The sequence below is a fragment of the Frankia sp. CcWB2 genome (assembly GCF_977927585.1).
On record NZ_CDWRCM010000059.1, the window covers coordinates 10,535 to 21,650 of the forward strand.

The 11,116-nt window shown below is 71.0% G+C and carries 9 protein-coding genes and 1 pseudogene; 5 read left to right on the forward strand and 5 right to left on the reverse strand.

Annotated features, from left to right (window positions below; translation table 11 throughout):
• Window positions 1–160: 160 nt before the first annotated feature.
• A complete protein-coding gene (locus tag ACY45C_RS08700) occupies window positions 161–595 on the forward strand; it encodes a PIN domain-containing protein (RefSeq protein ID WP_462187110.1) in 435 nt (144 codons plus the stop codon).
• 4 nt (window positions 596–599) lie between these two features.
• Here the strand turns inward: ACY45C_RS08700 and ACY45C_RS08705 are convergent.
• Window positions 600–1,019: pseudogene (locus ACY45C_RS08705) on the reverse strand (SDR family NAD(P)-dependent oxidoreductase); the annotation flags it as partial.
• Between the two features lie 1,014 nt (window positions 1,020–2,033).
• Here ACY45C_RS08705 and dnaB point away from each other — a divergent pair.
• From dnaB to ilvD, 4 genes are all read left to right on the forward strand, one after another.
• The gene (gene dnaB, locus ACY45C_RS08710; protein WP_462187111.1) at window positions 2,034–3,392 is read left to right on the forward strand and encodes a replicative DNA helicase; all 1,359 of its coding nucleotides are present in this window, start codon (window positions 2,034–2,036) and stop codon (window positions 3,390–3,392) included.
• A gap of 165 nt (window positions 3,393–3,557) precedes the next feature.
• On the forward strand, window positions 3,558–3,905 hold the full coding sequence (locus ACY45C_RS08715) for an antibiotic biosynthesis monooxygenase family protein (protein WP_462187112.1): 348 nt from the start codon (window positions 3,558–3,560) through the stop codon (window positions 3,903–3,905).
• A 27-nt stretch (window positions 3,906–3,932) separates the two neighbouring features.
• On the forward strand, window positions 3,933–4,688 hold the full coding sequence (locus ACY45C_RS08720; protein WP_462187113.1) for a hypothetical protein: 756 nt from the start codon (window positions 3,933–3,935) through the stop codon (window positions 4,686–4,688).
• Window positions 4,689–4,885: 197 nt separating this feature from the next.
• Window positions 4,886–6,739 carry a dihydroxy-acid dehydratase gene (gene ilvD / locus ACY45C_RS08725; protein WP_462187119.1) on the forward strand — a complete coding sequence of 618 codons (1,854 nt, stop codon included), beginning with the start codon at window positions 4,886–4,888 and terminating at the stop codon, window positions 6,737–6,739.
• Window positions 6,740–6,789: 50 nt separating this feature from the next.
• Here the strand turns inward: ilvD and egtD are convergent, their stop codons facing one another.
• From egtD to egtA, 4 genes are all read right to left on the reverse strand, one after another.
• On the reverse strand, window positions 6,790–7,869 hold the full coding sequence (gene egtD / locus ACY45C_RS08730) for an L-histidine N(alpha)-methyltransferase (RefSeq protein ID WP_462187114.1): 1,080 nt from the start codon (window positions 7,867–7,869) through the stop codon (window positions 6,790–6,792).
• Window positions 7,870–7,912: 43 nt separating this feature from the next.
• Window positions 7,913–8,650, reverse strand: coding sequence for an ergothioneine biosynthesis protein EgtC (gene egtC / locus ACY45C_RS08735; RefSeq protein ID WP_462187115.1), 738 nt, complete (start codon window positions 8,648–8,650; stop codon window positions 7,913–7,915).
• Between the two features lie 30 nt (window positions 8,651–8,680).
• Complete coding sequence (egtB, locus tag ACY45C_RS08740; protein ID WP_462187116.1) at window positions 8,681–10,144, reverse strand: ergothioneine biosynthesis protein EgtB; 1,464 nt, start codon at window positions 10,142–10,144, stop codon at window positions 8,681–8,683.
• On the reverse strand, window positions 10,126–11,116 hold a 991-nt coding region (gene egtA / locus ACY45C_RS08745), incomplete at its 5' end, for an ergothioneine biosynthesis glutamate--cysteine ligase EgtA (RefSeq protein ID WP_462187117.1). The genes egtA and egtB, both read right to left, overlap by 19 nt.

Sequence of the window (11,116 nt, forward strand, 5' to 3'; positions counted from 1 at the left end):
CCTCACCGAGGCGGTCAGCGAGCCCGAGGATGCTGCCGGTTTCGCTCAGACCCTGCTCGCCCGGTTCGGCGCGCTTGGTGGCGTCGACCTCCAGCTGCCAGCGCGGACACAGGCACCGCGGGCAGCGGACCTGTTCACGTGACCGGGTGCCACCCTCAGAATGATCGTTCTCGATACCAATGTCATCTCCGAGCTCATGCGCGCAGTACCAGCAGATCGCGTCGTAAGGTGGGTAACCAGCCGACCCGGTGACGCCTTGAACACGACCTCGATAAGCGTGGCCGAGGTCCGTTACGGCATCGTCCGACTGCCATCCGGTCGCCGCCGCGAGTTGCTGATGGCAGCCGCGGACGATGTCTTCTCGGCGTTCCAGGACAGAGTCCTGCCCTTCGACGTCACGGCGGCCCGCCACTACGCCAGCCTCGTGGTCGAGCGTGAACAAGCCGGGACTCCGATCAGCGGCTTCGACGCCCAGATCGCGGCTATCTGTCGATCCCGCATTGCCGTCCTGGCTACCCGCAACACCAGCGACTTCACCGGCCTGGGCTTGGAGCTGGTCAACCCCTGGGAGGCCGATGTACTGCCCGCCGAGTAGACCATCACCCGGCGTCGCCCATGGCCAGCGGCACTACGAGGATCTGTGGTCTTTGCCGCCGCGTCGGTGGACGGGCGCTACGACGTCCTGGCGGTGCCGAGCGCTGTGTCCGTGCCGCCGTCTCCCAGCCGCCGATGTCGGCGCGCACCGCGTCGAGATGGCTGAGCGCGGCGTAGACCCCCTGGTTGGTGCTGAACGTCCGGCGCGTCGGGTCGAACAGGCCGGTGCGGATCGACGATCAGCACGTTGACACCGAACGGGCGGACCTCGTCGGCCAGACCCTCCGACCAGCCCTCAGGGCGAACTTCGTCGCGCTGTACGCCGAGAACCCTGCGAACGACATCTGGCCGCCCATATTGCTCAGCTGGACGATCGCGCCGCGGCGCTGCTGGCGCATCTGCGGCAACACCGCCTGGGTGAGCGCCACCACGGCGGCCAGGCTGCCGCCAGGCGCTCGGCTACGGTTGTGCCGTGGGACTGCACCTGAGTCAGATCGACGAGGCCGACGAACTGCTGACCAAGGACCCGTTGGCGCTCCTCATCGCCATGGTTCTCGACCAGCGGGTGTCGGAAGGATGGCGTAGAAGGGGGCGAGGTCGGCCTGGCCGCAGATCGTCACGGTTGGGCTCGTAGCCTGAGTTGGACGGCCCACTCCCTGCGTGTGGTCCGGTCCGGCCCCTCGTGTGGCTGCGGTGCCACGCGGAACGCGCAGCCACACCACATTGCGCTTCACCTGCCGCGGGACCGGGTACCGAGACCGGCCGCTGGACAGCTACCTGCCGCTCGCCTCCCTCACGAAGCGGACCGTCGGCACCATGAGGTGCGCGGCTACGGTTTGCGTCCGCCCGCGACTCGGGAGTCGCCGCAGCACGGCGCCCCGAGAAAGCCGCCGCCCCGCCCCAACGCCCTGATCCAACCGGGCGTCGTAGCCGTGGTTGCCAGCCGGCGGCCGATCGAGGATGCCACGGCCGGCGTCCTCGCCGTCCGCTTCTACCAGGAGCACTCGGCCGATGCCGTGCCCCGCAGAGGCGATCATCTGGACGCAGCGGCGGCTACGTACCCGCCGCGTCAACTCCCGCCAGCTTCGTTCCGAATCTTGTCGTGGCTTTCAGACCGAACTTACGACCGTCGATCAAGGATTCGGGGGTCTGACCAGCGAGAACGGCTCACGGGGTCAATTTTGTGTCCACTAACGACCTGCTACTCTCTGTTGGGTTCAGCCAGTTCGTGGTCACGCCCCGTCGCCCTAGCCTGATCGGGCCAGGTCTCCTTCGGTGACGCGGGCGGCGCCCGGCGAGAGGCTCACCGGAGGCCGCCCGCCCGGTCCCTGCTGGGAGCTCCCGGCTGACCGGGGGCGGAGCGGTCCGTTGATAGCGATTCCGATTCGTACGAACATACGTTCGAATACGGGTCTACGGGAGTCCCGGGAGGGTGCGTCGTGAGCGTCACCGAGATCTCGCGTGGTTCCGGTGGGAGTACGGAGTTCGACCGGACTCCTCCGCACGACCTGCCCGCCGAGCAGAGCGTGCTCGGCGGCATGCTGCTGTCGAAAGACGCCATCGCCGACGTCGTCGAGGTCCTGCAGACGGGTGACTTCTACCGTCCCGCGCACGGCCTCGTGTACGAGGTCATCGGCGATCTCTACGGCCGGGGGGAGCCTGCGGACGTCATCAGCGTCGCCGCCGAGCTCGGCCGCCGCGATCTGCTCGAGCGGGTGGGCGGTCCGGCCTACATGCACACCCTCATCTCGAGCGTGCCCACCGCGGCCAACGCCGGGTACTACGCCCGTATCGTCGCGGAGAAGGCGGTCCTGCGCCGCCTCGCGGAGGCCGGCACCCGCATCGTGCAGCTCGCCTACGGCGCGGCTCCGGACGTCAGCGACGTCGTCGACCGCGCCCAGGCGGCCGTATACGAGGTGACCGAGCGCCGGACGAACGAGGACTACCTGCCGCTGGGGGAGCTGCTCAACCCGGCGCTGGAGGAGATCGAGTCCATCCAGGGGCATGACGGTTCGCTGACCGGGGTGCCCACCGGTTTCGTCGACCTCGACGAGCTGACCAACGGCCTGCACGGCGGCCAGCTGTGGATCGTCGCGGCCAGGCCGGCCGTGGGCAAGTCGACCCTCGGCCTGGACTTCGCCCGGGCGGCGTCGATCAAGAACGGGATGGCGTCGGTCATCTTCTCGCTGGAGATGAGCCGCATGGAGATCACCATGCGGCTGTTGTCCGCCGAGGCGCGGGTGTCCCTGCAGAACATCCGCACGGGCCGGCTCACCGATGACGACTGGGGTCGCCTGGCCCGCCGGATGGGCGAGGTCGCGGAGGCCCCGCTGTTCATCGACGACAGCCCGCACCTGACGATGATGGAGGTCCGGGCGAAGGCCCGGCGGTTGAAGCAGCGCAACGAGCTGCGCCTGGTGATCCTCGACTACCTGCAGCTGATGTCGTCGCCCAAGAAGGTGGAGAACCGTCAGCAGGAGGTCAGCGAGATCTCGCGGTCGCTGAAGCTGCTCGCCAAGGAGCTCGACGTTCCGGTGGTCGCCATCTCCCAGCTCAACCGCGCCTCCGAGCAGCGGGCCGACAAGCGTCCCCAGGTCTCCGACCTGCGCGAGTCCGGAAGCCTGGAGCAGGACGCCGACGCAGTGATCCTGCTGTACCGGGAGGACACGGTCGAGAAGGAGTCGGCGCGCGCCGGCGAGGCGGACCTCATCATCGCCAAGCACCGCAACGGGCCGACCGGCACCGTCACCGTCGCCTTCCAGGGCCATTACTCACGGTTCGTCGACATGGCGAACTGAATTCTCGGCCCGGGGGCGGGACGAGGCCCACGGGTGGAGAGCGCCAGCGGCCCGGCGGCGGGCCGGGTGGGCGCCCGGGTGTGTTTGGCGTGGTCATGGTCCATGTTGGCGGACCGCGATCTCCCGATGGTGCCAGACTGGGCGGTATGAGTTTCAGGATCATCCATGGCGAGTGAGGGGCGGGACGGCGGGCAGCCCGCCGGAGCGGTCCTCGAAGTCGCCCGGTTCGACATCAAACCGGGCAGCGAAGACGATTTCGTCGCCGCGTATCACGGGGTGCGTGCGGAGCTCGTCGGCACGCCGGGCTGTCGTTTCGCGCGGATGACCCGCGGGGTCGAGTCACCGTCGAGTTTCGTGCTGCTCGTCGAGTGGGACAGCCTGGACGCCCATCTGACGAACTTCCGGGAGTCGGAGCGGTTTGCCCGCTGGCGCGCCGCCCTCGGCCCGTACTTCGACGGCACCCCGACGGTGGCGCACAGCGCGGACGTCCCCGCCGGTCCCGACCCGGCCTGACCCTCGACGACCGCCGGACTTCTGATCATGACAGCGTTCTTCGGGTACCTGTTTTTCGCGCCGCTCACGGCGCTCTTCTTCGGTTTCCTCATCTGGCTGGTACCGGCGATCCTGCTTCGGAACACGGACGTGGTGAGCCGGCTGAACCTGCGGCCCTTCGCGTTCTTCGTCACCGGCTACGTCTTCAGCGGGCTGATGGCCCTCTACCTGCTGGTGCTGGACGCCGGCCACGACGTCGCGCCGGCGGCCGGCGTCGTCGCATCCCTGGCCCTCGTCTGGGCTGTCCGGCGGCAGTGGCGCCGGCACCGGCCACTGGGCACGCGGCAGGTGGCGAGCATGCGCCGTGACGGCCCGGTCCAGCCGGGGCAGCCGGGTTATCCCGGTCCACCGGTGCCGTCGGGTTATCCGCATCAGCCCGGCCACCCGTACCCCCCCAGGCCGCAGGCCGGGCCGGTCGCGCGAGGTCCGTCCGGGTATCCCGAGGCCGCCGGATATTCGCCTACGCGGCCGGATCAGCCCGGCCCGGGCGGGGGAGGAGACGACCCGGCAGGCGGGGCGGGTGATCCCGGTCGCCCCAGCCAGTCGGGGCATCGGTCGGGGTATCAGCCGGGGCATCAGCCGGGGCCCGCGGGTCGTCCACCGGCGCCGGACAGCAGCCGCGGGGCCGGTCGGCGGATCGCCGGCTACCCCTGGGCCGTTCCGCCCAGCGGGCCCAGACTGGGGGACCTACCACCCGACGCGCCCCCGTCCCCGCCCCCCGCCGAAGCGGGCCCTGATTCCTGATTCCGGGTCCTTGATTCCGGGTCTCATCCCTGGTCCTTGGCCCCTGATCCCGTCGCTCGCCGTTCGCCGCCCGGCTGGCCGGGCCCCGCGACCTGGCTGACCGGACCCGTCCGTGCGGTGGCGTACCGTCGTGTCATCGTCTGCCAGTGCCGGCGGTCCCCGCCAGCAGCGCCGTTGAATTGATCTTCGAGGTCGAGATGCCCGCCCTGCGCTCCCGTACCACCACCCACGGCCGGAACATGGCCGGCGCCCGCGCCCTGTGGCGCGCGACCGGGATGACCGACGATGACTTCGGCAAGCCGATCGTCGCCGTGGCCAACAGCTTCACCGAGTTCGTTCCGGGGCATGTGCACCTGCGTGACCTTGGCTCGCTGGTGGCCGGGGCGGTGGCCGAGGCCGGTGGGGTGGCGCGCGAGTTCAACACCATCGCCGTGGACGACGGCATCGCGATGGGGCACGGCGGGATGCTCTACTCGCTGCCGTCCCGCGAGCTCATCGCCGACAGCGTCGAGTACATGGTGAACGCCCACTGCGCCGACGCCCTGGTCTGCATCTCCAACTGCGACAAGATCACCCCGGGGATGCTGCTCGCGGCACTGCGGCTGAACATCCCGACCGTGTTCGTCTCCGGCGGGGCGATGGAGTCGGGCAATGCGGTCATCTCCGGCGGCACGGCCCGGTCCAGGCTGGACCTCATCACCGCGATGTCGGCGGCGGTCAACCCGGACATCTCGGACGGCGACCTGTCGATGATCGAGCGTTCGGCCTGCCCGACGTGCGGATCCTGCTCCGGCATGTTCACGGCGAACTCGATGAACTGCCTGACCGAGGCGATCGGGCTGTCCCTGCCCGGCAACGGGTCGACCCTGGCCACCGCCGCCGCCCGCCGTGAGCTGTTCGTCGAGGCCGGGCGTCTCGTGGTCGACCTGGCGCGGCGCTACTACGAGAAGGACGACGAGGCGGTCCTGCCCCGGTCGATCGCGACCGCCGCCGCCTTCCGCAACGCCTTCGCGGTCGACGTGGCAATGGGCGGCTCGACGAACACCGTGCTGCATCTGCTGGCTGCCGCCGTCGAGGCCGGCGTCGACATCACCCTCGCCGACATCGACCGGATCTCCCGCACCGTCCCCTGCCTGTGCAAGGTGGCGCCGAGCTCCACCCGTTACTATCTGGAGGACGTCCACCGGGCGGGCGGCATCCCCGCGGTCCTCGGCGAGCTCGACCGGGCCGGGCTGCTCGACCCGGACCCGCATACGGTGCACTCGGCGAGCCTGCGCGAGTTCCTCGACCGCTGGGACGTCCGCGGCCCGAGCCCCTCGCCGGGCGCGATCGAGCTGTTCCACGCGGCGCCGGGTGGCGTGCGCACGATCGAGCCGTTCAGCTCCACCAATCGGTGGGACACCCTCGACACCGACGCCAGAGACGGCTGCATCCGTTCGGTCGAGCACGCCTACTCCGCCGAGGGTGGGCTCGCGGTGCTGTTCGGCAACCTGGCCATCGAGGGCGCCGTCGTGAAGACGGCCGGCGTGGACGAGAGCCAGTGGGCCTTCCGCGGCCCGGCGCTCGTGGTCGAGAGCCAGGAGGAGGCGGTCGACGCCATCCTCACCGGGCGGGTCAAGGCCGGGGATGTGATCATCGTCCGCTACGAGGGCCCCCGCGGTGGCCCGGGGATGCAGGAGATGCTCTACCCCACCGCGTTCCTCAAGGGTCGCGGTCTCGGCCCGAAGTGCGCTCTGATCACCGACGGCCGGTTCTCCGGCGGGAGCTCCGGACTGTCGATCGGTCACGTCTCCCCGGAGGCGGCCCACGGCGGGACGATCGCCCTGGTCCGCGACGGGGACATCATCGAGATCGACATCCCGGCCCGCCGGCTGGAGCTCGTGGTCTCCGACGAGGAATTGGCGAGCCGACGCGCGGCGCTGGACGCGGCCGGCGGCTACCGTCCCACGGGGCGGGAACGGCCGGTGTCCATGGCGCTGCGGGCCTATGCGGCGATGGCGACCTCGGCCTCCACCGGTGCCGCGCGCGACGTCGGTCTGCTCGGCGGCTGACGAGGCGTCCGAGCGGGCCCGGCTCGGACCGGGCTCGGACCGGGACGGGTTCAGACCGGGACGGCGGCGGGGGCGGACGACGGCGTCGCGAGCGTTACGGCGAAATCCCCGTCGGGATCCGTCCACTGCCGCGCCACCGTCCAGCCCGCCAGCGCAAGCTCCGAGGCGATGCCGTCCAGGGTGAACTTGGCGCTGATCTCGGTGAGGATCTCCTCGCCCGGCTGGAAGTCGGCCGTGACGGCGAGGGTCGCGATTGAGACGCGCTGCTCCCGAACGGAACGTAGCCGCATCTCGATCCAGGAGTTCTCGGCGTTCCAGATCGCCACGTGCGCGAATCCGCGGATGTCGAAGTCGCCCCCGAGCTCCCGGTTGATCACCGTCAGCACATTGCGGTTGAAGGCGGCGGTGACCCCGGCACCGTCGTCGTACGCGGCGACGAGGCGGTCGACGTCCTTGACGAGGTCCGTTCCCAGCAACAGGGCGTCGGAGCTCTCGGCCTGCCCGCGCAGCGTACGGAGGAGGTTCTGCCGCTGCGCGGGGCGCAGATTGCCAACCGTGCCGCCGAGGAAGGCGAGCAGCCGGTGGCCACCTCGGGGCAGCTGGTGCAGATGCCGTTCGAAGTCCCCGACCACGGCCGCCACGGAGAGCCCCGGGTAGGTGGTGAGGATCCCGCGACCCGCCCGCACCAGGGCTGCCTCGTCGACATCGAAGGGGATGAAGCGGCGGAGGTTGCCGGCCGCCCGCAGCGCGTCGAGCAGCAGCCTGGTCTTGTCGGAGGTTCCCGATCCCAGCTCGATGAGGGTGTCGGCCGGACAGGCCGTCGCGATCTCGTCGGCGTAACTGACCAGGATGGCCCGTTCCCGCCGGGTCGGGTAGTACTCCGCCAACCGGGTGATCTTGTCGAACAGCATGCCGCCGGTGGTGTCGTAGAACCACTTCGGCGGCAGCTCGCGGGGGCTCGCGGTGAGGCCGGCGAGGACGTCGCGGGCCAGCGTGACGGTGCGATCCGACTCGTGCAGGTGGCGGTCGACGGAGAGACCCGGGAATGGGATCTCCGCCGTGCCGTTCGCGCCCGTCCCCTCAGGGACGGCATCATCCGCCCGGGCGGTTGTCGGAGTCCTTGGTGTCATGGATGTGCCCTCCATCAACGTGGTGCAACCTACGGTAACCGATCTAGGAGATCATGTTACGAAGAGTGACTTGGTGTGTGTCGGCTACCAGGAGGTGATGGTCCGGAACGTCCACCCAGCCCGGTTCGTCATCGTCTGGTTCGCTTGCGACCAGGACTCCATCTTTCTCCATCCGGTATGACAGGCTGTCCCGCCAGGCGGTCGCCACGATCTGGGTTCCATCCACCACCAGCAGGTTCAGCCGGGCCCGCTCGCCCGGACCCGCCGCGTCCAGCGACAGCACGACCTCGGCGACCGCCTCGGCGAGTGGACGCTTCCCGGCGCGCTCCCACACCAGCGCGGCGAGCAGCGCGGAGTCGCACGTCGAGTCCGGGACCGGAGCGTCGGGCCGGTCGCGCAGCATCCGCCGGACGGCCACCGGGTCGACCCGGCCGTTGTGGCTGAGCAGCCGGTGGCCGTCGGTGAAGGGAGCCGTCGCGCTCTCTTCGACCGGCATGCCGACGGTGGCGCTACGCACGGCCGCCAGCACGCAGCCGGAGGCGACCGCGCCGGCGATCGAGGCGTACGAGGCGTCCGTCCACATCGGCACGGCCCGGCGGAACCGGGCCGGCGCCGCCCGCAGCGCCGGGGCGTACCAGCCGACTCCGAACCCGTCGGCGTTCACCGTGCCGTGGCGCATCCGCCTCGGCGACCACGACTGGCGCAGCAGGCTGTACGGACGCTCCAGGGTCAGCCCCGCCAGGGTCCGTGGCGTTCCGATCCAGGCGAGGTGCCGACACACCGAGGTCTCCTTCGCACACGTGCTCGCTCGTCACCCGGCGTCGCGGGCCAGCCGGAATCCGGCGAAGATCTGCCGGCGGATCGGGTAGTCCCAGTTCCGGAACGTGGCGCGGACGGCGACGGCGTCCGTCGCCCAGCTGCCCCCGCGCAGGACGCGGAAGGACGACTCCCGCCCGGCCTTCGGAAAGAAGACCTCGCTGTACTCCCGGTAGGGATAAGACGCGAAGCCCGGGTACGGCGTGAACCCGCTCGCCGTCCATTCCCAGACGTCCCCGATCATCTGTTCGGCTCCGCAGGGACTCGCGCCCGCGGGATAGGCCCCCAGCGGGGCCGGGCCGCTCGTCCGGTTGCCCAGGTTGGCACGCTCCGGAGTCGGATCGGTGTCCCCCCACGGATACCGCCGTGAACGTCCGGTGACCGGGTCGTAGGCGGCGGCCTTCTCCCACTCGGCCTCGGTCGGCAGCCGCTTGCCGGCCCAGCGGGCATGCGCCTCGGCCTCGTACCAGCACACGTGCTGGACCGGCTCGTCGAGGGGAACCGGCTCGACCCGGCCGAACCGGCGGCGTAGCCAGGTGCCGCCCTCGCGCCACCAGAACGCGGGCGCGCTCAGGCCCTCCGTCTGGCGCCATTCCCATCCCGCCGTCGACCAGAGCCGCTCGTCGTCGTAGCCGTCGGCGTCGATGAAGGCGATCTGCGCCCGGTTGGAGACGGGGATGGTGTCGATCCAGAACGCGGGGAGGTGGACGCGGTGGGCGGGACCCTCGTTGTCGAAGGCCCAGGGATGGGTGCTGGTGCCGAGGGTGAACTCGCCGGCCGGCACGAGGACCTCCGGCCGCGGCACCCGGCGGCCGGGCGGTGGCGCCGCGCCGGGAGCGAGTACCGGCGGTCCCTGGCGGAGCTGGTGCGTGGCGAGCATCGTCTCGTCGTGCATGTGCTCGTGCTGCACGACCATGCCGTAGATGAAGCCGTCGGCGAGCAGCCGTTCCCGCTCCGGTACGGCAGCGGTTTCCGCGGTGGCGCCGGCCACCGGTCCGAACCGGTCGGGTCCGAACCGGTCGAGGAGGTCGAGGGTGCGGCCGCGGACCTCGTGCAGGTACGCCCTGGTCTCGGCGGGGCCGAGCAGGGCCAGTCGGCTGCGGCTCGCGCGGCTGTGCCGGAACGCGTCGTAGATGTCGTCGAGCCCCGGCCGCGTCCCGGTGCCGCCGGCCAGCGCGCGCACCAGCCAGAGATCCTCGTAGTTGCCGACGTGAGCGAGGTCCCAGACCAGCGGGGACATCAGCGGCGAGTGCTGGCGGAGGAGATCCTCCGCGGCGATGTCGGTGTACGTAAGTGAACGCCGGCGCGTGGCCCGGAGGGCGTCGGCGACGGTGTCGGCGGTGATCGGCATAGCCTCCTGGGTCGGCATAGCCTCCTGGGCGGCGGCGGTCTCCCGGTCGGCTGGGTCGGCTGGGTCGGCCGGGGACGCCGGGGACTGGGTCAGACGAGTGAGACGCACCGGTGGGCCTCCTCACGCAGCAGACCGGTCGGGCCGATCGCGAGAAGTCGTTCGGTCAGTTCGTCGGCCGGACATCGGCCGCGGTCGAGGTAGCGCCCGGCGAACGACTCGACCGTCTCGGCGAGATCGGTCGCGCCGCCGCGGCGCAGGGCGCTCACGGCCAGGTCGACGCAGCGCACCGCCGCGCGTCGCAGGGGCTCGTCGGCCATGCCGAGCATCGCCGCGGCCGGCCAGCGATGCGCGACGGCCAGGCACGCCTCGAACGCTCCGTCCGCGGCGACCGGGTCGTCAAGCAGTACCGTCGGCATCGCGACGGCGGCCTGCCAGCCGTCACCTGGTTGCGCGTCGAGGTAGCGCAGCTCCCACCAGCCACGCGGTCGGACCGGCGGGAACACCGTGGTCGCGTGGTAAGAGAGGTCGTCGCGGGTCGGGGGACGGGTGACCGGGCCGCGGCCGGCGAGCCAGTCCCCGAAGGTCGAGCCGTCCCGGACCGCGACGAAATGATGATCGTTTTTGGGGTCGCCGGCCCCGGCGGGATTCCCGACCATCATCAGCTTGGCGTCGAGCAGGTACCGCGCCCACAGGTCGACGAGATCGGGCTCGGTGTCGCTGGACCCCGGGGCCGTGAGAGCGGCCGCGACGGGCCGGGTCCGGCTCGCGTCGATGCCGTCCCACACCGCCTGGCGGGTCGACCGCCATCCGGTCCGGCGGCCGGCGTACGCGGGTGAGGCGGCGAACAGGGCGGTGAGGACCGGGCCGAGAGCGTGGACGAGTTGGAACCGCCGCGCCGCCTCGGCAGGCGAGCCGCCGAGGTCCAGGTTGACCTGGACGGAGGCGGTCGAGCACATCATCACCGTGCCGGACGCCCCGCCCCCGGTCCGGAAATGCTCCTCCATCGCCGCGTACCGGGACGCGGTGGTCTGCCGCATCCCGACGCGCAGGGGATCGACCCCCATGCCGACGAGGGCCAGG

Bases quoted from the DNA above. Each gene is read 5' to 3' on its own strand.
- ACY45C_RS08720 (WP_462187113.1), top strand. From the start codon at position 3,933: ATGACAGCGTTCTTCGGGTACCTGTTTTTCGCGCCGCTCACGGCGCTC.
- ACY45C_RS08700 (WP_462187110.1), top strand. From the start codon at position 161: ATGATCGTTCTCGATACCAATGTCATCTCCGAGCTCATGCGCGCAGTA.
- egtD (WP_462187114.1), bottom strand. From the start codon at position 7,869: ATGACACCAAGGACTCCGACAACCGCCCGGGCGGATGATGCCGTCCCT.
- ACY45C_RS08715 (WP_462187112.1), top strand. From the start codon at position 3,558: ATGGCGAGTGAGGGGCGGGACGGCGGGCAGCCCGCCGGAGCGGTCCTC.
- ilvD (WP_462187119.1), top strand. From the start codon at position 4,886: ATGCCCGCCCTGCGCTCCCGTACCACCACCCACGGCCGGAACATGGCC.